Below are 23,824 nucleotides of genomic sequence, written 5' to 3' on the forward strand. Positions count from 1 at the left end.
TGATCGTTTCCACGCTCTGCGTGGGAACGATCGGGCGATCGGGTTACCGGAAAAACGGCACATCCCCCAACACCGTCGCCCGCTGCATCACCCGCCGAGCCGGCCGGTAATCATCTACGGCGTAATGCTGTGTCACGCGGTTATCCCAAAACGCTACGTCGTCCTTCTGCCAACGCCAGCGAATGGTAAATTCCGGCCGTGTCGCGTGGGCAAACAGAAGCTTCAGAATCACCTCGCTTTCGGTTTCCGACAGCTCATTGATCTTCGAGGTGAAGCCTTCATTGACGAACAACGACCGGCGTCCGCTCACCGGATGAGTGCGAATCACCGGGTGTGACAGCGGCGGGTTTTTCCTGCGCGCTTCTTCCCACTGGTCCAAGGCTTCCGGCGTGTTGCCATAACGCTCCAGCGGGAACGAACGAGTGAAATCGTGGGTGGCCGTCAGCCCTTCGAGCATGTTTTTCATCGGCGCTGAAAGCGCTTCATACGCCGCGATACCGCTGGCCCACAGCGTGTCGCCACCAAACTCCGGTAACAACTTGGCGCTGAGCACCGCGCCCAGGGCCGGAGTCGGCAGGAAGGTCACGTCGGTGTGCCAGATCGCGTTGTCGCGCACGTCGGTGACGGCGGTGTCGAGGATCAGCACTTCGGGCTGTTCCGGCACATTCGGGTAAATCGGGTGAATGTGCAGGTCGCCGAAATTGGCGGCGAAACGTGCCTGCTGCTGCGGTGTGATCGGCTGATCGCGAAAGAACAACACTTGATGTTTGAGCAGCGCCTGCTCGATGGCGTCACGCTGTTCCAGGTTCAGCGGCTGGCTGATGTCGACGCCGCTGATTTGCGCGCCGAGGGCCGAGCTTAGGGGGACGATTGTCAGGTTGCTCATGGTCTTTCTCTTCAATCCGGGGCGCCGAGCTGTCGGCGTAGTCAGTGCGATCAAAACGTCTTAGTGAGCCTGGCCATGCCACGGCACCAGTTTGCGTTGCAGGGCGCGCAAGCCCATTTCCATGGAGAAGGCGATCAGCGCGATCACCAGAATTCCCAGCACCACCACATCGGTGACCAGGAACTGCGCGGCCGACTGCACCATGAAACCCAAACCACTGGTGGCGGCGATCAATTCGGCGGCGACCAATGTCGACCAACCTACACCCAGACCGATGCGCACACCGGTCAAAATATCCGGCAGCGCACTCGGCAGAATCACATGGCGAATCAACTGCGCCCGGGTCGCGCCCAACGACTGTGCCGCGCGCAGTTTGGCCGGGTCGACGGTACGCACGCCGGTCGCGGTAGCGATGGCGATCGGGGCGAAAATCGCGAGGTAGATCAGCAAGACTTTCGATAGCTCACCGATGCCGCACCAAATCACGATCAGCGGCAGATAAGCCAGCGGTGGAATAGGGCGGTAGAACTCGATCAGCGGATCGAGAATGCCGCGAGCGATGCGATTGTGGCCGATGGCGATTCCAACGGGAACGGCGGTCAGCACCGCAAAGCCCAGGCCCAGGCCGATTCGGCTGAGACTCGCGCTAAGGTGCTGCCACAACGTTGAATCCATGTAGCCGGTGGTCACCAGCAGCCAGCCTTTTTGCAGTATGGCGGAGGGTGGCGGCAGGAACAGCGGTTCGATCATTCCAGTGGCGGTGACGGCCCACCAGATAACCACGAGTGCGACGAGTGTCAGCAGACTGATCCAGCGAGTACTGAGGCTGCGACGAACAGGAATCACCGTCGAGTGCGGTTTGACCGTGACGGCCGGAATCTCATAGCTGCTCATACGGTCTCCTGCCGCTGGGCGGTGCTGCGTTGGGAGAACACTTTGGCGAGCACGTGTTCGCGGGTTTCGATAAAGCGCGGGTCGGACTTGATCGATCGAGCCGACTCCCCGGCGGCGTAACGCTGACCGAAATCCAAGCTCAGGCGCTCGACGATTTGCCCTGGGTTTGGCGCCAGCAGAATCAGGTCCGTGGCGAGGAACACCGCTTCTTCGATGTCGTGAGTAATCAGAAATACGGGTTTTGCGGTGCGCTGCCAGACTTGCAGCAGCAACTCCTGCATCTGTTCGCGGGTGAAGGCGTCGAGGGCGCCGAAGGGTTCGTCCATCAGCAAAACGCGCGGATCAGCAGCAAGGGCACGGGCCAGGCCGACACGTTGCTTCTGACCGCCCGAGAGTTGCCAGATTCGACGGTTTTCGAAGCCGGAAAGGTCCACCAGTGCGAGCATTTCCCGGGCGCGCAGTTCACGTTTTTCCCGCGCAATGCCGGCCAGTTCCAGACCGAAACCGACGTTGGCCAGCACGTCCTGCCAGGGCAGCAGGGCATCGTCCTGGAACACCACGCCGCGTTCGGCGCTCGGGCCTTTGACCGGCACGCCATCAAGCGTGATACGCCCGGCGCTAGGCTCGACGAAACCGGCAATCAAGTTCAACAGCGAAGTCTTGCCACTGCCGGACGGGCCGAGGGCGACCAGCAATTGCTGGGGCCCAAGGCTCAGAGAAATATCCGCCAGTACCGGTTCGGCGGCGCCGGGGTACTGTGCGCTGATGCGCTCCAGCTGAAGCAAAGCCATCGCGGTTAACTCCGATCAGTTGGTGATGTATTTTGCGCTGACGTAGGGGGCGTAGTCCGGCAGCACGGCTTCAACCTTGCCTTGTTCTTTCAGGAACGCGGCGGTGTCGGTGATGGCTTTGGTGGTCGGTGCGCCGAGGGTGATCACCTGATCAGCCGCCAGCGGGAAGACGTTGCCTTGCAGCAGCAATGGAATGTCGCTGGCCTTGGCGCCGGAGAGTTTCACCAGCTTGTCGACGTTGGATTGGTTGGCGAGCCAGGCTTTCGGGTCTTTGCGGTAGTCGGCGTAGGCATCGAGGGTCACTTTGGCGAACGCGGTGACGATTTCCGGGTGCTTCTCGGCGAAGTCTTTACGCACGATCCACGCATCAAAGGTCGGCGCGCCGAACTTGGCCAGTTCGCCGGAAGTGATCAGCACTTTGCCGTTTTCCTTGGCGACACCAAGGGCTGGGTCCCACACGTAGGTGGCGTCGATGTCACCGCGTTTCCACGCGGCAATGATGGCAGGCGGGGCAAGGTTGAGGACGGTGACTTTCGATGGATCGATGTTCCAGTGCTTCAGCGCGGCCAACAGGCTGTAGTGGCCGGTGGAAACGAACGGCACGGCGATTTTCTTGCCGATCAGATCCTGCGGGGTTTTGATCCCGGAACCGTCGCGGGCAACCAGGGCTTCAGCGGCGCCGATCTGCGTGGCGATTAGGAAGGTTTCTACCGGGACTTTGCGGGTGATTGCCGCCGTCAGGGGGCTGGAACCGAGGTAACCGATCTGCACGTCGCCAGAAGCGATGGCGGCGATGATGTCGGCGCCGTTGTCGAATTTGCGCCAGTCGATCTTGGCGTTGGTGGCTTTTTCGTACGCGCCGTCGGCCTGGGCGACTTTCGCCGGGTCTACGGTGGTCTGGTAGGCGACGGTGACGTCAGCCGCTTGGGCAAAGAAACTCACCGCAGCCAGAGACGCGGCCGCCAGCAGGCGAAGGGGGAAAGTCAGTTTCATTGAGAAGCTCCTTGTCAGGCGACCGAGAGTCGGCGTGAAAAGGAGACTAAATGATATAAGAATCCGAAAATAAATAACTTTTTCGAATGAGCTTATGAGCGGAAAATTCTAAGAGAGAGTAGTACATCGTTATCCATGTGGGAGCGAGCAAGCCCGCTCCCACAGGTGACCTGCGATTGCAGGTTAGTTGCTGATCGCCAGAATGCTCGCCTGATACGACCCGACAAACACATCGAAATCGCCGACTTCGTTCTGCTCCAGCTCAATCTGCTCGGCCAGCGACGAACGCGCCCGGTCTTCAAATTTCGCCTGATCTTCACTTGAAAGCGGCTCGCTGCGGAAAAACTCCGCATGTGCCTGGCTCTGACGCAGGGAGAACTGAGCAAAGCTCTCCTTGTGCTCAGCCATTGCCACCAGCACCTGGGCCGATGGCGTCAGCGATGGATCCTTGACCTTGGCCAGCTGCGCATCCAGTGCCTTGCTATGTGCATCGCCGCCATGACTCTGATCCAGCATCGCCGCCAGTGGTGCAATCATCTCCAGCAACTCACTGGCCCACTCTTTCAGGTCCACCGGATGGCCGTCGCGTTGCAATTGCAGGCCCGGACGGCGACCTTCCTTGACCACGCTGAGGAAGTTCGAAGTTGCGTTGCCGCACGAGGTATTGGTCAGCAGCGGGCTGTCGTTCAGCGCGCAATACAGTAGGAACGCATCGAGGAACCGCGATTCCGGCAGGTCGATGCCCATCGGCAGGAACGGGTTGATGTCCAGGCAACGCACTTCAACGTACTGAATGCCGCGGGCCACCAGCGCCTGGATCGGCCGTTCGCCGGTGTAGGTCACGCGTTTCGGGCGAATGTTGGAGTAGTACTCGTTTTCGATTTGCAGGATGTTGGTGTTGAGCTGAACCCACTCACCGTCCTGATGCGTGCCGATTTCGACGTACGGCGCGTAAGGTGTTGCGACCGCTTTGCGCAGGCTATCGGTATAGCTCGCCAAGTCGTTGTAGCACGGCGTCAGACCGGCCTGGGCGTTGCTTTGGTAACCCAGGTCACTCATGCGCAGGCTGGTGGCGTACGGCAAGTACAAGGTGTCCGGGTCCAGTTGTTCCAACTGGTGCGAACGACCGCGCAGGAAACCGGCGTCCAGCGCAGGCGAAGCACCGAACAGGTACATCAGCAGCCAGCTGTAGCGACGGAAGTTACGGATCAGCGCGATGTAGGCCGACGACTGATAATCGCGGTCGGTGCCGACAAAGCCTTCAGCCTCTTTAAGCAGCGGCCAGAGCTTTTCCGGCAGGGAAAAGTTGTAGTGGATCCCGGCGATGCACTGCATGGTCTTGCCGTACCGCAGGGCCAGGCCCTTGCGGTAGACGTACTTGAGCTGACCGATGTTGGAGGTGCCGTAATAGGCAATCGGGATGTCTTCCTCGGCCGGCAACGGGCACGGCATCGATGGACTCCACAGGTACTCGCTGCCGAGCTTGCTGTAGGCAAAACGGTGGATCTTGTCCAGGCTCGCCAGGGTGTCTGCCGGGTCGGGCAGGGCGGGCGTGATGAACTCCAACAGCGACTCGGAATAGTCGGTGGTGATTTGTTCGTTGGTCAGCGCGGAACCCAATTCTTCCGGGTGCGGCGTTTGCGCCAGGCGACCTTCGCCGGTCACGCGCAGGCATTCACGTTCGATGCCGTGAAGGCACTGTTCGAGCAGAGAGAGGTTAGCGCGCTCGCCGAGCAGAGCCAGGCGGCGGTTGAGAAGTTCGCTCAAGTTGGATTCCTTCACGCGTCAGTCGCCCCAATATGGGGGTGGGCAAGACGGTCTACAAGGGTGAAGTTGAAACTGGCGTTTTCGCCTGGTTTGGGAACCTCTCGGGACTGTTGTCAGCCGGCCAAGGTTTGATCGCCGCAATCCCCTGTGGGAGCGGGCTTGCTCGCGAAGGCGGTGTGTCAGGCGACTTGAATGTTTCCTGAAACACCGCTTTCGCGAGCAAGCCCGCTCCCACAGAAAATCCCGACGCAGCTTTCGTAGCGCCGAAATTAACTCAAATTGATGACATTCATCTACAGGACAGCGAACGTGCCTTGTGCTTTTGCGACGAGTTTGTCGCCTTGCATCACGTCGGCTTCAACCACCAGCGTGCGGCGGCCCGGGTGGATCACCCGCGCCGTGCAAATCACTTCACCGTCTGCGACGGCGCGAATGTAATTGATCTTGCACTCGATGGTCGCGCTCTGCTGGTCAAAACCATGGGTGCTGGAACAGGCCAGCCCCATGGCAATGTCCACCAGACTGAACAAGGCCCCGCCGTGCAGCTTGCCGCCGCGATTGCGCAGTTCTGGCGCAAGCCCGAGGGAGACTTGCGCCACCCCGGCTTCCAGACTGTGCAAGCGACACCCCAGCAACTTGAAAAAAGCGCTTTCGGTCAGCCCGGCCGGGATGTTCATCAGCGTTTCTTCAACTGCTTGGCGTTGGCGAACAGCGAAGCCATGGCGTTGTTGGCCGGAGCCGCCGCCGTGGTTTCTTTACGCGGTGCGGTGTTCTGGGACTGGCGTGGCGCCGAACCCGGACGTGCACCACGGGCACCGTCGATTTTCTCGCCCGGCGTGTCGCTCATGCGCATCGACAGGCCAACGCGTTTGCGCGGGATGTCGACTTCCATGACCTTCACTTTCACCACGTCGCCAGCCTTCACCGCTTCACGCGGATCCTTGATGAACTTCTCCGAAAGCGCAGAGATGTGCACCAAACCGTCCTGATGCACGCCGATGTCGACGAATGCACCGAAGTTGGTCACGTTGGTCACCACGCCTTCGAGGATCATGCCCAATTGCAAGTCCTTGAGGTCTTCGACGCCTTCCTGGAACTCGGCGGTCTTGAACTCGGGACGTGGATCGCGGCCAGGTTTTTCCAGCTCTTGCAGGATGTCGGTGACCGTTGGCAGACCGAAGGTTTCGTCGGTGTACTTCTTCGGATCAAGACGCTTGAGGAAACTGGCATCGCCGATCAGCGAGCGAATGTCGCGGTCGGTTTCAGCGGCGATGCGCTGGACCAGCGGATAGGCTTCCGGGTGAACCGCAGACGAATCCAGCGGGTTGTCGCCGTTCATGACGCGCAGGAAGCCAGCGGCCTGTTCGAAGGTTTTCTCGCCCAGACGAGCGACTTTCTTCAATGCAGCACGAGTCTTGAACGCGCCGTGCTCGTCGCGGTGGCTGACGATGTTCTGTGCCAGGGTCGCGTTGAGGCCGGAGATGCGGGCCAGCAGCGCCACGGAGGCGGTGTTCACGTCCACGCCCACGGCGTTCACGCAGTCTTCGACCACTGCATCCAGGCCACGCGCCAGTTTCAGCTGCGACACGTCGTGCTGGTACTGGCCGACGCCGATGGATTTCGGATCGATCTTCACCAGCTCAGCCAGTGGATCCTGCAGGCGACGGGCAATCGACACGGCGCCACGGATCGACACGTCGAGGTCCGGGAATTCTTTCGAAGCCAGTTCCGACGCCGAGTAAACCGATGCGCCGGCCTCGGAAACCATGACTTTGGTCATCTTCATGGCTGGGTATTTTTTGATCAGCTCAGCGGCCAGCTTGTCGGTTTCACGGCTGGCGGTGCCGTTGCCGATGGCGATCAGGTCCACTGCATGCTTGGCGCACAGGGCCGCCAGAATCGCGATGGTCTGGTCCCATTTGTTGTGAGGCACGTGCGGGTAAACCGTGGCGTGATCCAGCAGTTTGCCGGTGGAATCGACCACGGCGACCTTGCAACCGGTGCGCAGGCCCGGGTCGAGGCCCAATGTGGCGCGCGGGCCAGCCGGCGCCGACAGCAGCAAGTCATGCAGGTTGTGAGCGAACACGTTGATCGCTTCGGTTTCTGCGCCATCGCGCAGTTCGCCCAGCAGGTCGGTTTCGAGGTGGGTGTAGAGCTTGACCTTCCAGGTCCAGCGCACCACTTCGCCCAGCCATTTGTCGGCGGCGCGGTTCTGGTTCTGGATGCCGAATTGCTGGCCGATCATGCCTTCGCACGGGTGCATGGCGCCCGGCAGTTCGTCGCCGACTTTCAGCGCCGAACTCAGAATGCCTTCGTTGCGGCCACGGAAAATCGCCAGCGCGCGGTGCGACGGCATGCTTTTCAGCGGTTCGTCGTGTTCGAAGTAGTCGCGGAACTTGGCGCCTTCCTCTTCTTTGCCGGCGATCACGCGGGCACTCAGAGTGGCTTCCTGCTTGAGGTAGCTGCGCAGCTTGTCCAGCAGGCCGGCGTTTTCGGCGAAACGCTCCATGAGGATGTACTTGGCGCCTTCAAGGGCAGCCTTCACGTCGGCCACGCCTTTTTCAGCGTCGACGAAGCGCGCGGCTTCGACGTCTGGGGTCAGGGTCGCGTCGTTGAACAGGCCGTCGGCCAGCTCACCGAGGCCGGCTTCCAGGGCGATCTGGCCCTTGGTGCGGCGCTTCTGCTTGTACGGCAGGTACAAGTCTTCGAGGCGGGTTTTGGTGTCGGCGAGTTTAATGTCGCGTTCAAGTTGCGGGGTCAGCTTGCCTTGTTCCTGGATGCTGGCAAGGATGCTGATACGCCGTTCGTCGAGTTCTCGCAGGTAGCGCAGACGCTCTTCCAGATGACGCAACTGGATGTCATCGAGGCTGCCGGTCACTTCTTTCCGGTAACGGGCGATGAAGGGCACCGTGGAGCCTTCATCGAGTAGCGCGACGGCCGCTTCGACCTGTTGTGGGCGTACGCCGAGTTCCTCGGCGATGCGGCTGTTGATGCTGTCCATAAAACCACCTGACAAATTGTGAAAGCAGGCTCGCAGGCGCAGAGATAAAGGCTCGGCGAGTCTGGTTGAGCGGCCTGGCCTGCGCCGCTACCTGGATCAACAGGTATCCCGTTGACCCGTGAAATCGAACAATTACTGCCGGCGCCATGAAAATAAAAAACGGCCACCTACAGTAATGATCAGACGTTGCCTGACACAAAAGGCCGCGCATTATAACCAGCGTTCTGTCATTCGGGGGCATCGCAGGCTGTAGGCAGAAAGGCCGGATTCCTGGCGATCAAGGAAAAATCTGCTAACAATGCACACGGTGCGTATAACGGCAGCTACGCCATAATGCGCGCCGAGATCAAAGGAGCATCTAATGAGCAGCACTGCAAACATTGCTGAAGGCGAAAAAATTCTTATTGTTGACGACGATCCAGGGCTGAGCAGCCTGCTGGAACGGTTTTTCGTCAGCAAGGGCTACCGCGCCCGCGCCGTCCCGAACACGGAACAAATGGATCGCCTGCTGGCGCGTGAAGTGTTCAACCTGGTCGTCCTCGACCTGATGCTGCCCGGCGAAGACGGCTTGACCGCTTGCCGCCGCCTGCGCACCGCGAACAACCAGATCCCCATCATCATGCTGACCGCCAAGGGCGATGAGCTGAGCCGCATCAAGGGCCTGGAACTGGGTGCCGACGATTACCTGGCCAAACCATTCAACCCGGACGAGCTGATGGCTCGTGTCAAAGCGGTCCTGCGTCGTCAATCGACTCCTGTGCCGGGCGCACCGGGCAGCGAAGACGAAAGCGTGACCTTCGGTGACTACGAACTGTCCCTGGCCACCCGCGAACTCAAGCGCGGCGACGAAGTGCACATGCTCACCACTGGTGAGTTTGCGGTACTCAAGGCATTGGTGATGAACGCGCGTCAGCCACTGACCCGCGACAAGCTGATGAACCTGGCCCGTGGCCGCGAATGGGACGCGCTGGAGCGGTCCATTGACGTGCAGATCTCGCGTCTGCGCCGGATGATCGAACCCGACCCCTCCAAACCGCGTTACATCCAGACTGTCTGGGGCGTGGGTTACGTGTTCGTTCCGGATGGCGCCGCCACCAAGTGAACGGCGATTTGTAGGAGCGGGTCTTGCGGGCAACGGGTCAGATGACCTTGCTCGCAGACTCGCGATCCGCAATATGCGAGCATCGCTCGCTCCTGCAAGTGTGTAGCGGCTATCCATGAAAACCCCCGTTTGGTTCCCCCAGAGTTTTTTCTCCCGCACCCTGTGGCTGGTGCTGATCGTCGTTCTGTTCTCCAAGGCGCTGACCCTGGTTTACTTGTTGATGAACGAAGACGTGCTGGTGGACCGCCAATACAGCCACGGCGTCGCCCTGACGCTGCGCGCTTATTGGGCGGCCGATGAAGAAAACCGCACGAAGATTGCCGATGCCGCGACCCTGATCCGGGTAGTGGGCGCTGGTGTGCCGGAAGGCGAGCAACATTGGCCTTACAGCGAGATCTATCAGCGGCAGATGCAAGCGGAGCTGGGTGACGACACCGAAGTGCGATTACGCATGCACTCGCCGCCGGCCCTGTGGGTTCGGGCGCCTAGCCTGGGCGATGGCTGGCTGAAAGTGCCGCTTTACCCGCATCCATTGCGCGGCCAGAAAATCTGGAACGTACTCGGCTGGTTTCTCGCGATCGGACTGCTGTCCACCGCCTCGGCGTGGATCTTCGTCAGTCAGCTCAATCAACCATTGAAACGTCTGGTCTATGCCGCGAGGCAACTCGGCCAGGGCCGCAGCGTGCGTCTGCCGATCAGCGATACGCCGAGTGAAATGACCGAGGTTTACCGCGCCTTCAACCAGATGGCGGAAGACGTCGAACAGGCGGGGCGTGAGCGCGAATTGATGCTGGCCGGGGTGTCCCACGACCTGCGCACACCGTTGACCCGGTTACGGCTATCTCTGGAACTCATGGGCGACCACAGCGATCTGACCGACGACATGGTCCGCGATATCGAAGACATGGACGCGATTCTCGACCAGTTCCTGGCGTTCATTCGCGATGGTCGCGACGAGTCGGTGGAAGAGGTGGACCTGAGCGATCTGGTGCGCGAAGTCGCGGCGCCGTACAACCAGAACGAAGAGAAAGTGCGCCTGCGCCTGGAGCCGATTCAGCCGTTTCCGTTGCGTCGGGTGTCGATGAAGCGGCTGTTGAACAACCTGATTGGCAACGCCTTGCATCACGCCGGCAGCGGTGTCGAAGTGGCGGCTTATGTGTCCGGCGATACCAGCGCGCCGTATGTGGTGCTGAGTGTCATGGACCGTGGGGCGGGGATTGATCCGTCTGAGCTGGAGGCTATTTTCAACCCGTTTACTCGGGGTGACCGAGCCCGTGGCGGGAAGGGGACCGGGTTGGGCTTGGCGATCGTGAAGCGGATTGCTTCGATGCACGGCGGGAATGTTGAACTGCGCAATCGGTCTGGTGGTGGGCTGGAAGCGCGAGTGCGATTGCCGCTTGGGTTGATGCTGCCGCGGGATGCCGTCTAACCCGATCGTTCCCACGCAGCGCGTGGGAACGATCAGTGTGTCAACCCTTGCCTTTGGTCCGCGTCATATTCGGCCCACCATTCTTCTCAAGATGCTCGATGATGATCCCCGCCACGTCCTTGCTGGTGGTGGTTTCAATCCCTTCAAGTCCCGGCGAGGAGTTCACTTCCATCACCAGCGGCCCGTGATTGGAACGCAGGATATCCACACCAGCGACCGCCAACCCCATGACCTTCGCCGCACGCAACGCCGTCATGCGTTCTTCCGGTGTGATCTTGATCAGGCTGGCACTGCCGCCGCGATGCAGGTTGGAGCGAAACTCCCCAGGCTTCGCCTGGCGTTTCATCGCCGCGATCACCTTGTCGCCCACCACGAAGCAGCGAATGTCCGCCCCGCCGGCCTCCTTGATGTATTCCTGAACCATGATGTTCTGCTTCAGGCCCATGAACGCCTCGATCACCGACTCCGCCGCCGTCGCCGTTTCACACAGCACGACGCCGATGCCCTGAGTGCCTTCCAGCACCTTGATCACCAGCGGCGCACCGTTGACCATCTCGATCAAGTCGGGAATGTCATCCGGGGAGTGCGCAAAACCGGTGACCGGCAAACCGATTCCTCGGCGCGACAGCAATTGCAGCGAACGTAGTTTGTCCCGCGAGCGGGCGATGGCCACCGATTCATTGAGCGGGAACACCCCCATCATTTCGAACTGACGCAACACCGCGCAGCCATAAAACGTCACCGACGCGCCAATCCGCGGGATTACCGCATCGAAACCCTCCAGCGGCTTGCCGCGGTAGTGGATCTGCGGCTTGTGGCTGGCGATGTTCATGTAGGCGCGCAGGGTGTCGATCACCACCATTTCATGGCCACGCTCGGTACCGGCTTCGACCAGACGACGAGTGGAATACAGACGTGGGTTCCGCGACAGCACAGCGATCTTCATGCAACACCTGTGGAGGAGGTAGATACCGGGAACACCGGCTTGTCTTGTACGTACTTAATGCCCGGGTTGACCACCAACTGGCCGTCGATCAAGGCTTTGGAACCGAGTAACAGGCGATAACGCATGGACTTGCGGCAGGCGAGGGTGAACTCGACCCGCCAGACCCGATCACCGAGGGCCAGGGTGGTGCTGACCACGTAACGCATCTGCGCGTGGCCGTTAGAGCTTTTGATGGTTTTCATCGTCACCAGGGGTGCTTCGCAGCGCCGGTGACGCAGTTGCACCACCGTGCCCAAGTGAGCAGTAAAGCGCACCCACTGCTCCCCGTCGCGCTCGAACGGTTCGATATCGGTGGCATGCAGGCTGGAGGTGCTGGCGCCGGTGTCGATTTTTGCGCGCAGGCCCGCGACTCCCAAATCCGGGAGCGCCACCCACTCGCGCAGACCGACAACGGTCAAATGGTCAAATGTCTTCAATAGGAAAAACCGGCGATTAACGCGTCCAGGCCCCAGGTGTTACCTGGGCCAACGCTTTGAATGCGGGCTTGGCGAACCAGTAACCCTGCATCAGAAAAATTCCACAGTCCGCCAGGAAATCCCGTTCTCCGGCGCTTTCGATCCCTTCGGCAATGACTGTAACGTTCAGCTCCGCACAGATTGTGACAATCCCTCGAACGATAGCCTGACGAACACGATCGCGGTCGACATCGCGGATCAGTGCCATGTCGAGTTTGATCAGGTCCGGTTGGAAATCAGCCAGCAGATTGAGCCCCGAGTAGCCCGCGCCGAAATCGTCGATGGCGGTCTTGAAGCCGAATTCGCGGTATTCACGCAGAATATTGGTCAAATGGCGATAGTTATCTACGTGCTGACTTTCCAGGGTTTCGAAAATCAGCCGGTCGATGGGGAAGTTGTGTTTTTTCGCTGCTTCCAGCGTGCTTTGAATACACAGTTCCGGGCGGTACACGGCGTTGGGCATGAAGTTGATCGACAGATGCGTCTGCATCCCTAGATTCGCCGCGCCTTCAATGGCTCGGGTCCGACAGAGCTGGTCGAAGCGGTAGCGGTTGTCCTCGGTGATCTGATCGAGAACCGACAGTGCACCCTCACCCTTTACACCGCGCACGAGCGCCTCATGGGCGAAAATCGACTGATCTCGCAAATCGACGATCGGTTGGTAGGCAAAGGTAAAATCGAAGCCTAAAGGCTCGCTTTGCTGGCAACCCTGGCAACCTCCCTTGGGCGAGGTCAATGAAGACGGAAATATAGTCACTCAATCACTCCATGCCGGTGAGCCGGCCAAGTCGACATTCTATCTGGAGGGCCGAGTTCTTGCGCCCGACAGAAACGGTAGTACAGTTCCGACTATGGGCTAAAAGAGGAATTCAAGTGGCACAAAAACAGGAAGAGGACGACAAGATTCGTCTCGATAAATGGTTGTGGGCCGCGCGTTTTTATAAAACACGCGCCTTGGCCAAAGCGGCGATAGAAAGCGGCAAGGTGCATTGCCGGGGCGAGCGCTGCAAACCGGGCAAGGAACCGAGGATCGGCGACGAGTTTCAGATTCGCGCAGGGTTCGAGGAACGCACAGTGGTGGTTCAGGCGCTGTCGATCGTACGCCGTGGCGCACCGGAGGCTCAGGCGCTCTACGCTGAAACCGACGCCAGCATCGCCAAGCGCGAGGCGGCTGCGGCCATGCGCAAGGCTGGTTCGCTGGGCGTGAGCACCGATGGCAAGCCGAGCAAGAAGCAGCGACGGGATTTGTTCAAGTTTCGTGGAAGCAGCAACGACGAGTAAGTCAGTTGCTTCTGTGTTGCCTGTGAAGCAGCCTTCGCGAGCAAGCCCGCACCCACAGTTGACCGCGTACTCCCCGGCGACTCGGTTTAATGTGTGCGGGCTTGCTCGCGAACGAGCGCGCAGCACTCGCCTGGCAGGCGAATTTGGCGAACAACATGCGGATAAACAGCGGAATCACCCCAACCACCGCATTGAGGGACGCAGACTTGCAATTGCCCAAACGTGTAGCCATATCGGGTTAATCGCCAGCAGCGCGTTGGATGGGTGAAAGCGCCACTCGTCGAAAACCAAACACAGCCTCTGATCTGTAGGCCATAACCAAAAGGCCAGCAGTACCAGAGGCAAAAAATTGCATAAGCCAACCGGCGTACATTCCACCTTGCTTGGAACAAACCCGGATTGTTCATAAAATGCGGCTCACGGCTGAACATTGCGCACCCGAGTGGTGCCGCAGAGGCGCAATTTCTCACTGTTTGAATTCATTTTGTCATTACTTCAGATACCCAGACCTATGACCGATTTACCGGATACCGACTACACCCAACGCTTCATCTTCGATGACAGCGACACCCGCGGCGAGCTGGTCGGGTTGGAGCGTAGCTACGCCGAAGTCCTCGCTAAACACCCTTACCCGGAGCCGGTTGCACAACTGCTCGGCGAGCTGATGGCGGCGGCATCGTTGTTGGTCGGCACTTTGAAGTTCGATGGCTTGCTGATTCTCCAGGCCCGTTCCGAAGGCCCGATTCCGCTGCTGATGATCGAGTGCTCCAGCGAGCGCGAAATCCGTGGCCTGGCCCGATACGAAGCCGAGCAGATCGCGCCGGATGCGACCCTCGCCGACCTGATGCCCAACGGCGTATTGGCGTTGACCGTCGACCCGACCCAGGGCCAGCGTTACCAGGGCATCGTCGACCTCGATGGCGAAACCCTGTCGGAGTGCTTCACTAACTACTTCGTGATGTCCCAACAAGTCGGTACGCGTTTCTGGTTGTACGCCGATGGTCGTCGCGCCCGTGGCCTGTTGTTGCAACAACTGCCTGCTGATCGTTTGAAAGACGAAGAAGAACGCGCCGCCAGCTGGCAGCACATCACCGCGCTGGGCAGCACCCTGACCGCCGATGAATTGCTGAGCCTGGACAACGAAACCATCCTCCATCGTCTCTACCACGAAGAGCAGGTTCGTCTTTTCGATGTGCAGAAACTACGCTTCCGTTGCAGCTGCTCCCGCGAACGTTCTGCCAATGCGCTGGTCAGTTTGGGTCTGGAAGATGCCCAGTCACTCGTGATCGAACATGGCGGCAACATTGAGATTGATTGCCAGTTTTGCAACGAGCGCTACCTGTTCGACGCCGCCGATATCGCTCAATTATTCGCCGGCGCGGGTGTTGATACGCCGTCAGATACCCGTCACTAAAACGGTTCAGCGCAGGTAAATTCACTGGTTTGTGCCGGAATAACGCCGTTACGACGGGAGGGCCCTACTATTTTTGGGCTTTTCTGGCATAATCCGGCCCACTTTTTTCGCGGTAGTAGTGCACGACTTTCTACTACAAAACGTTTGGAGCACACTCGGCCAATGGCCGACGGGGAACCTCATGACGCAAGCCAATAACGCCGTGTACACCGATCTGAGTGTTGATGATCTGGTAAAAGAAGCCCTGAGTCGCGGTGAAGGCGAGCTTGCCGATACCGGCGCGCTGGTTGTTCGCACCGGTCACCGCACCGGCCGCTCGCCAGTCGATCGTTTCATCGTTGAAGAGCCGACCACCCAAGCCGCCATCGCCTGGGGCCCGATCAACCGCAAGTTCCCGGCCGACAAGTTCGATGCCCTGTGGGCTCGCGTTGAGGCGTTCAACAACGCGCAAGAGCATTTTGTTTCCCACGTGCATGTAGGTGCGTCCGAAGACCACTACCTGGCCGTGAAGATGACCACCCAGACTGCCTGGCAGAACCTGTTCGGTCGTTGCCTGTTCATCAACCCGGAAAAGTACAACCCGGCTGGCCGTGATGAGTGGCAAGTGCTCAACGTTGCCAACTTCGAGTGCGTGCCAGAGCGTGACGGCACCAACTCCGACGGTTGCGTGATCCTCAACTTCGCTCAGAAGAAAGTGCTGATCGCCGGCATGCGTTACGCCGGTGAAATGAAGAAAGCCATGTTCTCGGTGCAGAACTTCCTGCTGCCGGCTGCCGACGTGCTGCCAATGCACTGCGCCGCCAACATCGGCGAAGCGGGCGACGTGACCCTGTTCTTCGGTCTGTCCGGCACCGGCAAGACCACCCTGTCCGCCGATGAAAGCCGTTACCTGATCGGTGACGACGAGCACGGCTGGGGCGAAGGCGTTGTCTTCAACATCGAAGGCGGCTGCTACGCCAAGTGCATCGACCTGTCCGAGAAGAACGAGCCGGTCATCTGGAAAGCCATCAAGCACGGCGCAGTCCTGGAAAACGTCGTTATCGATGACGCCAAGCACGCCGATTACGACGATGTCAGCCTGACCCAGAACAGCCGCGCCGCCTACCCGCTGGAGCACGTTGCCAAGCGTTCCGAGAAAAACCTCGGTGGCGAGCCAAACGCTGTGATCTTCCTGACTTGCGACCTGACCGGCGTGCTGCCGCCAGTCTCGATCCTCAGCGAAGAACAAGCGGCCTACCACTTCCTGTCCGGCTACACCGCACTGGTGGGCTCGACCGAAATGGGTTCCGGCAGCGGCATCAAGTCGACCTTCTCCACCTGCTTCGGCGCACCGTTCTTCCCGCGTCCGGCCGGCGAATACGCAGAACTGCTGATCAAACGCATCCGCGGCTTCGGCTCCAAGGTCTACCTGGTCAACACCGGCTGGACCGGCGGCGGCTACGGCGTCGGCAAACGCTTCAACATCCCGACCACTCGCGGCGTGATCGCAGCGATCCAGAGCGGCGCGTTGATCGGTGCTGAAACCGAACACCTCGACACCATCAACCTCGACGTGCCACTGGCCGTACCGGGCGTTGAGACTGGCCTGTTGAACCCACGTAACACCTGGGCTGACAAGGCTGCTTACGATGAAGCGGCTAAAGCGTTGGCTGGGTTGTTTGTTGAGAACTTCAAGAAGTTTGAAGTGAGCGACGCGATCAAGGCTGCTGGGCCTAAGCTGTAAGGCTTGGATTTAGCGAATGAAAAAGCCGCCCATTTGGGGCGGCTTTTTTGTGGGATTATTGTCGGTTTCTTTAATAGGTTTTTACGTAATCGTTAAATATTAAAAAAGAGAGTTTTGTTTTTGGCCGATACTGATTTTATAAAGGTCTTCAATCTGCGCGAGAAAAATATTCTGCCCGCCATAACTAGGATGTCTAAACTTAAAAATGTCAATATTGCTTGTTAGTCTTTCGGCAGAAGCTGCTGCATCGTTACCAATTGCTATAATTCTGCGTGGCCTTAATGTAATTATAAGATCATTTAAAAGCTCTTCGCCAATTTTGCGTTCTGACGTATTGTGCGTTCTGTTCGAAAAAGGATCACCACTTTCGTGTGGATGAAGGGGGAAAACATTCCAAAGAAAAATATTCTCCTTAATCTTGCTTAGGGCGCTCCAGATAACAGCTGCGGTTCTTTCTGCGACGGGGGAACCATTCGTTACCCTAGGAATATCCAAACCCCACCGATGAGCATGACTATCTATATTGACGTCGTCAGTTAGCGCTAAACCAGTACGGCGTCCGCCGCGATATCCGAGATCTCGACCAATCCATATGGAGTCTACTTCGACTTTAGATGCTGCTTCAATTATCTTAAGCAACGACTCTCTGCGCTCGATTGGAGCATTTGGCTTGTCAAACTTTTCGCAAAAATCAGAATATGGATTAAATGTGTTGTCCAGCTTCAGCGAACTGAGTGAGTTAACGAAGTTTGAAGGGGTCATATCTATTTCCTCAGTGGCTTATAGCTAATGGTTCGTTTTTTTCGATCCCCTATAATTATTCCGCCTTTGTTCTTTTTCATTTTTCTAAATACCTTGTAGCCGTCTAGAATGGCCCTTTCCCACAATTTTAAAGGGCATTTTTCGACTTCGTAGCCAGAAACAAATTGCTGGATGTTTTTTAGGACGTCGAAGGATAACCTATCTTGGTTTTTAAAGAAATTCGATTCTTTCGCAATTGAAAATATCCAAGCTGTGAGACCTTCTTCAATAACAATTGCTCTTCCTCCGTCTTGTATCTCGTCAGCTTTTGGATCGCTTTTTCTTTTATGTTTTATAAGTGATCTAAAAGTTGGAGACCAATTGAGGATTGCAGCGTTCGCCATGTGGAACACATCATGAAATCTATAGCCGTCAGGGTCTTTTATATTATCGGTCAAAGGGTCTCCGATAAATACGTTGTGCCATTTTAAATAGCTTTTCCCGTTGCTACGTTCGGATATTTCTATTTTAAATTTCGTCGGTATCTGTTCATCTTTAGAGAATTTTTCGTCAAAGCTCCTTAGCGTTTTACGTTTTGGCTTCAAGAAGCGCCCTTCAGTTTTATCTAGGTTGTAGCGGAGTATTTCGGAAAAGCCTATTTTTGATGCTCTTACTGTTTTGAGATAGGCATTGAAGAACCCTTTTAACAGGTTTTTGTTTTTTTTTGATTTGGTTTGGCACTTCAGAATATTTGCAGCAGATTTTCCAAGATTGCGAAGGGCCGTTCTGAACTTGGGGTTTGGGAAAGTTGTTAGATGTGCGATAGGGCCGTCAGGGTGATCAGTTGGGAAAAGTGTTGTAGTTTTTCGAGTTTTAAATGATGCAGGTATTAGCTGGTCTAGCCTATACCCTAATTCATCAGTTATACGCGCTAAATACCAAAAAGCATCACCTAATTCTTCCGTGATGGCTCGTTGATAATGAAAGGCCATGCCATCTCTTTTATGTTTTTTAGCAGTGGTTAATATGCTGCCTACTTCGCCATATAGACCAAATAACAATAGTTTTATATCTTTAAGTTTGTCAGTTTTCCTGATTCGCAATGAGTACTCGTGTAGCGTGAAGTCAATTTCTTTGCTCATGTTTACTCCTTTAAACTTTCTTTTGCGCTACCAGGAAATTGGAGGGCCGAAATATCCTTGGTCGAGACTTAATAACCAGTCTCTTACATCTGATTTAAAGGATTCAGGAAAATGTCGTTTGAACCCGGGTCCTCTTTTTATTATATTTGATAGTTCTGGTGGAATAGCTAGTGAAGACTTACCCCAATAGGCATAGCGCTCACCTATGAGAACATTTCTGCTCTTTAAATCTGTTTTGATGTTTTCACGGCAGGGCGTACCATCATTAAGGGTGTGATGCGAGTCTTCCTGTATAACGTCGTTACCTTCAAAGTGATATATGTTGTCTCCGAAGGCTTGTTTTTTGCTGCCAAACATATTAGGGCGCTTTACTCTGAAGCGTGGATCTTCCCAGTATTGTTGGAAGTTTGAAACCTCTGATACTTCCATGAAATAGACTATCTCATTATTTTTTGGAGATGCTCGCGTTCCAATAATTATATCTCCTACCTCGGCCCTCTCTCTTATTGGTGGTTTACAGGTGGCAAGCGTGCAATACCCTCCAAACGGGTTTGGAGCGAATCCGAAGTCTCTGGCTACAACGTAGGAAAAAATATTCATAATATCAACCGCATATGTGTTTATTTATTTTTCTTTTTGTTGGCGGCGTGCCGTCTGGATTAGTCCATGTAGGAGTTTCACTCATAATATTATCTATGAAGTTCTCATCATATACACATACGCCATCCCCCAATTGGTCCATGCACGCCCCCAAGTCTTGAGGTTCGGCATCATCTAGCCAAATACCAATAATTCTTATGTTCTTTTTGTTGGCGCTTTCTATGCAGTAGTTCATGCATGGATGGTCTTTTGTTTGTTTTGATAAGTAAACTATGAGGAGGTCAATGAGCTTGATCTCATTATCGATCTCTTCGATTATCGTACAATGTGCACCCTCTGCTAACGGTAGATCTATGTTTCTCTGATCTATTTTTTCGTGCTGTAGATCAGCAAGGATCTTGTTATGTTCGGTGTGATGAGCACCTGAGTAAGCTATTAGTGCGGTAGTGTATTTCATCTCATTCTCTATTGGTTTTAGGTGTCGTTGGTGTTAGTTTTAAATGTTGAAGGTCAAATGGTTTTTTTGCGTTAGACGAATAAAATATTGTTATGTTTAGATAATTGACAGCGCGCGGGGTATTACTAGTGAAATTGTAAGAGGCAGTGCTATATAGGCAGTTTTGGATGAGCTTCACTCGCATAGGTTTTACCGTTCCTTGGCTAATCAACCGCGCTTTCAAGAGGCGTCGTTTTGAATTCAGCACTTCAACTCAACTCAGTTAAGCTCGTTTGATGTTGATTCGCCAGTAGTCGATGAACAAATAACGTAATACTTTCGTCTCAAGCCCTTTTGTTGGCTCAGAGTAATTTCTTAGGTCGAACGATTCAGCGGCTTGAGTCCGTCATAAGAATTGCAAACAAATTAAAGTTTTTTAGATTTATTCAGTGGTATGAGAAATGAAAAAGCCGCCCCCTGAGGCTAATGCCAGTCAGTTAAGCTGACTGGCATTTTTCTTTCTGATCGGATATTTCGGTGATTTGAGCCTTATGGCGCGGGGATAAATGCGCTCTTCCCGTCGATGCGGCAGAACATAATGCGGGGCAGAGGCGTGCAGCTCGGCCAGATATTTGGGGATGTTCCCGGAACGGTCGGCCGAAACGCTGTTGATAAACCCTAAAATTGCCCAAGTACACGCGGTAAAGCTCATTTCGCACGGGTTAATACCCGGACAATGACGGCTCATTTCCACCATCTGATAGCGCAACAAGTTGTAGCCCAGCAACACACCCCACAACTCTTGCTCGATCATCTCGGGCGTCTTGCTGCGCAGCGTATAACTGCTGTTGAGCAGCGTCTGTTTCATCTCCCGAAACCCTAGTTCGATCTCCCATCGCTGGCTGTACAGCTCGACGATCTCGTCGGATGGAAAGCGCAGCGGGTCGGCCATCGACGTCAGGATCTGACAAACCTTGCCCTTGACGGTTTTGCTCAGCAATCGCGCGGTCAGGCGCTCCGGCAGCCCCGGCCATTGCGTGCGGGCCTGCGGCGAAGTGCTCAACGAGACCACAGCGTCCTGGCGCCCCAAGCGCTGAATCACTTCGTACTGCGCACCTTTGCGCAGAGGCATCAGCCAATGCCGCTCGATGCCTGCTTGCTGCCACTGATGCAGCAAACCCAAGGAGTAAAAACCGCGATCGAACAGCGTCAGCGAGTGATCGGGCGTGGTTTCGATCAGTTGCTCCGCCAGTTTCATTTCGTTGCTGCGATAGCCATCCAACGCGCTGCCGATCAGCATGTGGCTGGTCAACTCCATTTGGCAGACCATGCGCACCTGAGGAAAACCAGTGTCGCCATGCTGGTTGCTGGCGGAGTCGTAACGCGCACGGTTTTCGGGGGTATCGGGTGTTCGCCAGACGACGCCGTCGACACCCAGTAAGCGCAAACCGGCCCAAGTTGGGTGATCCACGGCCTCATGCCAACTTTTCTGAGTCAGATGGAAGACTTGTCGTACAGCTTCGCTGCCTAATCGCTGACGGGCCTGGACTACGGCGCTGGGCGCCACCAGCGGACGTTGTCCCGGCAGCATGATGTTCATGCGGCTGACCACATCCCAGGCCGACATGCGTCGAAAGAACGCCATGGAGATCACGCACCAAAGCATCATTTCCAGCGGCAAACGCCGCTTGCGCAGGGTCGCCACGCCGGCCTGTTCAAGTGCCTGCTCGACCAAAGATGGATCGAGTAAAGAATCCAGTCCCTCGATTGAGTTAGGGGTGGAGGCGATATTGTGGGTCAGTTCTAGGGCCCGAGCGAGACGCATAAAAAAATCCGATGCCAGTACAGGCATCGGATTTTGATTTCTTGCGGCCAAAGGTCAAGCAAGAGGGCTTAACTGATCGGCATTACCCCCTGAGGCGGCTTTTTTGTGGGCGCTCGCCTCAGGTTTTCAGGTGCAAAATAAACGCGCCGACCAAGACCAAAACAACGCCCAACACTTGCACCTTGGCCATTCGCTCCTTGAAAAAAACATAGCCAAAAATTGCCGCAATCCCGCCCGACAAGGTGCTAATCACGGTCACCACTGAAACTGACCCAGCTACTGCGCCCCAAGCAAATGACGAGAACCCACCGAGGTTCATCAGGCTGGCGCCTGTTAACGTCATACAGTTTTTCAACGGCGGAATGTTCAAGCCGTCCTTGATCTTCAACACCATCACAACCAACACAGTCAGCCCAACCAGATAGGCCAGCCAAAGCATTGTCACCGGCCCAAGCACCGGTAGAACGAAGCGGCCTTGCAGCCAGAAACTGGTGCCATAAAAAACAGCCGCCAACAGTGCATAGGCAATCGAACTGCTGGCTTGAGTGCTGTGTGGAAGTTTTGAGTCAGAGTGGATGCTGGAAAGGATGACCCCGACCACGCACAGCGCGATGCACAGCAGTTGGATCAGGCTGATCTGTTCACCGCCCGCCCAGGACAGCAACGTGGTGACCACGCCGTAAGAGGTCACCAACGGCGCGACGATAGAGGCCTTGCCCAAGGCGAACGCCTTGGACAAGGCCAAAGCTCCGGACACGGTCAACACAGCGGCGACAATGCCGATCAGCCAGACATCGAGCGATGCCGACATTGATTTGAGAATGAAGGCAGGAAAGGCGATCAGCAACACGCTCATGATGCTGAAGCCCAGTGCCTGACCGAAATACACCGCGCGCTTAACGCCGACCGCGCGGGCGTTCAAACCCACCAGAAAATCCGTGCCGCCCCAAAGCAAGGCAGCAAGCAAACCCATCAATACGTCCACGCTATGTCCTTATAGGTGTGCGCTGAGGACGTTAGAGGCTTTCCAGCATCTGAGTGTCCCAGCGTTGGGCCTTGATGGCCTGGTAGAGCGTTGCGATGGTTAGTGGCAGTTTGTCACCACGTCCCTTGGCTCTGCGTTTGAGGAACGCATCGTAGCCTCCCGGTTGGAAGTAGCGATAGGTGTCGTAATCGATGGGGAGAGGTTTCCTGGTGTTAGACACATGCACGCCCACAGGCGATCTAACATCGCTAGATGTTGGGTTCAAACTTCTTTTTTCTAGTAAATAAAGCGGACATTGAGTAGGTATTCAGCGAGAAGTCGTGAGGATCGAATCCATCGAGATACGACTCACGAGTAACGCTGCTTGTCTGTGAGCCGGATGGCTTGGCGGCAGTTGTGCCTTGTTCGTGCCTGGGTTTTTTGGTTTTTTGACTTGGGGCTCGACTTAACTGAGCGTCCTGTAATCGGCGTCCCATCTCGTCGAATTCGGCAACCTTGTTCAGGTCTTGCTCCAAACTCAATACATGCATCACTGACAGGTACGCCCCCATCGTCACCCCTGCACCACCCGACTCCAGTGCACGCAAGGTCATGACAGACATGCCGGCCCGCTCTGCCACCATTTTAGCGGTCAGCCTTCGACGTAAACGGGCCAGTTTCAGACGTTCGCCGAACTCGGTAAGCAGTCGTTTAGTACGAGGAAGCAATGGCGCTGTCTTTCTAGCCATGCAGCTAATATTCCTTCACTTCTAAAGTGATAGCGCCAGAATAATTGCAGTTACGCGGGCATTTTCAGTCGCAGCTTCTGCTTTATTGGCTTTCCAGTTCCTGTGTATCCCAGCTCTGCACCTTGACCGCTTGGTAAAGCATACCGATGGTCAGCGGAACTTTGTCGCCGCGACCCTTTGTCCTGCGCTTGAGATGCACATCGAACCCTTCCGGCTGGAAGTAGCGATAAGCGTCGTAGTCGATGAAGTCGATTCCAAACTGTTCTTCCAAGGCTTCCATCAGGTTTCGCGCATCAGCGCCGTCGCAGCCCAGGTCAAAATTGATCGAGGTGGTGAGGCTGATGGTTTTGCGTTCGGGGAGACCGAGTTCTTCGTGCAGCAGCTGCATGAGCAGGTGCATGGCGTGGTCGTCGGGGAAGTTGGGGGCAAGGTTCATGGGGCGTCTTCTGTTTAGGGGCATTTCGTGAGACGGATTAAGCCTGATTTTGCGATGCGTTGGATGTCGATCAGAGCTGCGAACATGGAATTCGCGGGAAGGCTGGCGCTCACCTTGTACGATCGCGTTCATTTGTTGCACGCTTTCCAACAGCTCATCAAAAAATGTGCTCAAGGTTATCCCCCGGGT

General features: G+C 56.3%; 23 protein-coding genes and 2 pseudogenes. 5 read left to right on the forward strand and 20 right to left on the reverse strand.

Annotated elements, in window-relative coordinates; translation table 11 throughout:
* Positions 1-43: 43 nt before the first annotated feature.
* From tauD to QFX16_RS01160, 7 genes are all read right to left on the reverse strand, one after another.
* The gene (gene tauD, locus QFX16_RS01130) at positions 44-886 is read right to left on the reverse strand and encodes a taurine dioxygenase (protein ID WP_283182497.1); all 843 of its coding nucleotides are present in this window, start codon (positions 884-886) and stop codon (positions 44-46) included.
* Positions 887-946: 60 nt separating this feature from the next.
* On the reverse strand, positions 947-1,780 hold the full coding sequence (gene tauC / locus QFX16_RS01135; RefSeq protein ID WP_283182498.1) for a taurine ABC transporter permease TauC: 834 nt from the start codon (positions 1,778-1,780) through the stop codon (positions 947-949).
* Positions 1,777-2,571 carry a taurine ABC transporter ATP-binding subunit gene (tauB, locus tag QFX16_RS01140; RefSeq protein ID WP_283182499.1) on the reverse strand — a complete coding sequence of 265 codons (795 nt, stop codon included), beginning with the start codon at positions 2,569-2,571 and terminating at the stop codon, positions 1,777-1,779. Before tauB ends, tauC begins: the two co-directional genes overlap by 4 nt.
* A 15-nt stretch (positions 2,572-2,586) precedes the next feature.
* Positions 2,587-3,564, reverse strand: coding sequence for a taurine ABC transporter substrate-binding protein (tauA, locus tag QFX16_RS01145; protein WP_008149275.1), 978 nt, complete (start codon positions 3,562-3,564; stop codon positions 2,587-2,589).
* Between the two features lie 183 nt (positions 3,565-3,747).
* Positions 3,748-5,331: a glutamate--cysteine ligase gene (gene gshA / locus QFX16_RS01150; RefSeq protein ID WP_283182500.1), complete on the reverse strand. Its 1,584-nt coding sequence runs from the start codon at positions 5,329-5,331 to the stop codon at positions 3,748-3,750.
* 293 nt (positions 5,332-5,624) lie between these two features.
* Positions 5,625-6,008, reverse strand: a complete 384-nt coding sequence (locus QFX16_RS01155; RefSeq protein WP_283182501.1) for a PaaI family thioesterase — start codon at positions 6,006-6,008, stop codon at positions 5,625-5,627.
* A complete protein-coding gene (locus tag QFX16_RS01160) occupies positions 6,008-8,332 on the reverse strand; it encodes a Tex family protein (RefSeq protein WP_283182502.1) in 2,325 nt (774 codons plus the stop codon). The genes QFX16_RS01155 and QFX16_RS01160 overlap by 1 nt, the downstream gene beginning before the upstream one ends.
* Before the next feature lie 361 nt (positions 8,333-8,693).
* On the opposite strand from QFX16_RS01160, the gene ompR reads away from it, so the two are divergent.
* Positions 8,694-9,434 (forward strand): osmolarity response regulator transcription factor OmpR, encoded by a 741-nt coding sequence (ompR, locus tag QFX16_RS01165; RefSeq protein ID WP_027922237.1) that lies wholly within the window; start codon positions 8,694-8,696, stop codon positions 9,432-9,434.
* Positions 9,435-9,549: 115 nt separating this feature from the next.
* On the forward strand, positions 9,550-10,863 hold the full coding sequence (locus QFX16_RS01170) for an ATP-binding protein (RefSeq protein WP_283182503.1): 1,314 nt from the start codon (positions 9,550-9,552) through the stop codon (positions 10,861-10,863).
* Positions 10,864-10,903: 40 nt separating this feature from the next.
* Here QFX16_RS01170 and rimK read toward each other — a convergent pair whose 3' ends face one another.
* The 3 genes from rimK to rimA are packed head-to-tail and all read right to left on the reverse strand — an operon-like array spanning position 10,904 to position 13,081.
* A complete protein-coding gene (rimK, locus tag QFX16_RS01175) occupies positions 10,904-11,809 on the reverse strand; it encodes a 30S ribosomal protein S6--L-glutamate ligase (RefSeq protein ID WP_283182504.1) in 906 nt (301 codons plus the stop codon).
* A complete protein-coding gene (gene rimB / locus QFX16_RS01180; protein WP_008149289.1) occupies positions 11,806-12,285 on the reverse strand; it encodes a retropepsin-like aspartic endopeptidase RimB in 480 nt (159 codons plus the stop codon). Before rimB ends, rimK begins: the two co-directional genes overlap by 4 nt.
* 16 nt (positions 12,286-12,301) lie before the next feature.
* Positions 12,302-13,081 carry a S6 modification regulatory phosphodiesterase RimA gene (gene rimA / locus QFX16_RS01185; protein WP_283182505.1) on the reverse strand — a complete coding sequence of 260 codons (780 nt, stop codon included), beginning with the start codon at positions 13,079-13,081 and terminating at the stop codon, positions 12,302-12,304.
* Positions 13,082-13,197: 116 nt separating this feature from the next.
* Between rimA and QFX16_RS01190 the strand changes: the two genes are divergently transcribed.
* A complete protein-coding gene (locus QFX16_RS01190) occupies positions 13,198-13,605 on the forward strand; it encodes an RNA-binding S4 domain-containing protein (RefSeq protein ID WP_283182506.1) in 408 nt (135 codons plus the stop codon).
* Between the two features lie 166 nt (positions 13,606-13,771).
* Here the strand turns inward: QFX16_RS01190 and QFX16_RS01195 are convergent.
* Positions 13,772-14,012 (reverse strand): annotated as a pseudogene (locus QFX16_RS01195) (phosphatase PAP2 family protein); the annotation flags it as partial.
* Between the two features lie 104 nt (positions 14,013-14,116).
* Between QFX16_RS01195 and hslO the strand changes: the two are divergent.
* Positions 14,117-15,019, forward strand: coding sequence for an Hsp33 family molecular chaperone HslO (gene hslO / locus QFX16_RS01200; protein ID WP_283182507.1), 903 nt, complete (start codon positions 14,117-14,119; stop codon positions 15,017-15,019).
* Positions 15,020-15,200: 181 nt separating this feature from the next.
* The gene (locus QFX16_RS01205) at positions 15,201-16,742 is read left to right on the forward strand and encodes a phosphoenolpyruvate carboxykinase (protein WP_283182508.1); all 1,542 of its coding nucleotides are present in this window, start codon (positions 15,201-15,203) and stop codon (positions 16,740-16,742) included.
* A gap of 99 nt (positions 16,743-16,841) precedes the next feature.
* Here QFX16_RS01205 and QFX16_RS01210 read toward each other — a convergent pair whose 3' ends face one another.
* From QFX16_RS01210 to QFX16_RS01250, 9 genes and pseudogenes are all read right to left on the reverse strand, one after another.
* Entirely contained in the window at positions 16,842-17,504 is a 663-nt protein-coding gene (locus QFX16_RS01210; RefSeq protein ID WP_283182509.1) for a uracil-DNA glycosylase, read from the reverse strand.
* A 2-nt stretch (positions 17,505-17,506) separates the two neighbouring features.
* Positions 17,507-18,625, reverse strand: a complete 1,119-nt coding sequence (locus tag QFX16_RS01215) for a nucleoside triphosphate pyrophosphohydrolase family protein (RefSeq protein WP_283182510.1) — start codon at positions 18,623-18,625, stop codon at positions 17,507-17,509.
* Positions 18,626-18,652: 27 nt separating this feature from the next.
* Complete coding sequence (locus QFX16_RS01220) at positions 18,653-19,225, reverse strand: Nmad2 family putative nucleotide modification protein (protein WP_283182511.1); 573 nt, start codon at positions 19,223-19,225, stop codon at positions 18,653-18,655.
* Positions 19,226-19,229: 4 nt separating this feature from the next.
* The gene (locus tag QFX16_RS01225; protein WP_283182512.1) at positions 19,230-19,682 is read right to left on the reverse strand and encodes a TIR domain-containing protein; all 453 of its coding nucleotides are present in this window, start codon (positions 19,680-19,682) and stop codon (positions 19,230-19,232) included.
* 472 nt (positions 19,683-20,154) lie between these two features.
* Positions 20,155-21,486, reverse strand: coding sequence for an IS4 family transposase (locus QFX16_RS01230; RefSeq protein WP_283182513.1), 1,332 nt, complete (start codon positions 21,484-21,486; stop codon positions 20,155-20,157).
* Between the two features lie 118 nt (positions 21,487-21,604).
* The gene (locus QFX16_RS01235) at positions 21,605-22,459 is read right to left on the reverse strand and encodes a DMT family transporter (protein WP_283184501.1); all 855 of its coding nucleotides are present in this window, start codon (positions 22,457-22,459) and stop codon (positions 21,605-21,607) included.
* Positions 22,460-22,502: 43 nt separating this feature from the next.
* A pseudogene (locus QFX16_RS29620) lies at positions 22,503-22,664 on the reverse strand (DUF1493 family protein); the annotation flags it as partial.
* 55 nt (positions 22,665-22,719) lie between these two features.
* A complete protein-coding gene (locus tag QFX16_RS01245; RefSeq protein ID WP_283182514.1) occupies positions 22,720-23,199 on the reverse strand; it encodes a helix-turn-helix domain-containing protein in 480 nt (159 codons plus the stop codon).
* Between the two features lie 82 nt (positions 23,200-23,281).
* The gene (locus QFX16_RS01250) at positions 23,282-23,635 is read right to left on the reverse strand and encodes a DUF1493 family protein (RefSeq protein ID WP_283184503.1); all 354 of its coding nucleotides are present in this window, start codon (positions 23,633-23,635) and stop codon (positions 23,282-23,284) included.
* Positions 23,636-23,824: the final 189 nt, after the last annotated feature.

It is taken from the genome of Pseudomonas svalbardensis (genome assembly GCF_030053115.1).
Lineage (GTDB): Bacteria > Pseudomonadota > Gammaproteobacteria > Pseudomonadales > Pseudomonadaceae > Aquipseudomonas > Aquipseudomonas svalbardensis.